This window comes from Pseudomonas sp. PSB18 (assembly GCF_014596565.1).
Classification (GTDB): domain Bacteria; phylum Pseudomonadota; class Gammaproteobacteria; order Pseudomonadales; family Pseudomonadaceae; genus Aquipseudomonas.
The window spans coordinates 1-621 of the sequence record NZ_NOIN01000028.1 but is presented as its reverse complement, the minus strand read 5'-3'; the positions used below and the strand labels follow the sequence as shown (position 1 = coordinate 621).

2 tRNA genes and 1 rRNA gene are annotated in these 621 nt (G+C 49.1%); all 3 read left to right on the top strand.

What is annotated here, in order from left to right:
- A 16S ribosomal RNA gene (locus CGA22_RS27030) occupies nucleotides 1-118 on the top strand; the annotation flags it as partial.
- A 65-nt stretch (nucleotides 119-183) separates the two neighbouring features.
- Nucleotides 184-260 (top strand) — tRNA-Ile (locus CGA22_RS27025).
- A 26-nt stretch (nucleotides 261-286) separates the two neighbouring features.
- Nucleotides 287-362: transfer RNA gene (locus CGA22_RS27020), tRNA-Ala, on the top strand.
- Nucleotides 363-621 lie beyond the last annotated feature (259 nt).

Sequence of the window (621 nt, the reverse complement as noted above, 5' to 3'; positions counted from 1 at the left end):
TGCACCAGAAGTAGCTAGTCTAACCTTCGGGGGGACGGTTACCACGGTGTGATTCATGACTGGGGTGAAGTCGTAACAAGGTAGCCGTAGGGGAACCTGCGGCTGGATCACCTCCTTAATCGACGACGGCAGCTGCTCCATGAGCTCCCACACGAATTGCTTGATTCATTGAAGAAGACGATTGGGTCTGTAGCTCAGTTGGTTAGAGCGCACCCCTGATAAGGGTGAGGTCGGCAGTTCGAATCTGCCCAGACCCACCAATTACTGGTGCACCCTGTAGCGATACGGGGCCATAGCTCAGCTGGGAGAGCGCCTGCCTTGCACGCAGGAGGTCAGCGGTTCGATCCCGCTTGGCTCCACCATTTACCGATTGGTGACCCTCGTTTAAAGCTTAGAAATGAGCATTCCATCAAGACGATGGTGAATGTTGATTTCTAGTCTTTTGATTAGATCGTTCTTTAAAAATTTGGGTATGTGATAGAAAGATAGACTGAACGTTACTTTCACTGGTAACGGATCAGGCTAAGGTAAAATTTGTGAGTTGCTCTCATGAGCAAGATCGAATTTTCGGCGAATGTCGTCTTCACAGTATAACCAGATTGCTTGGGGTTATATGGTCAA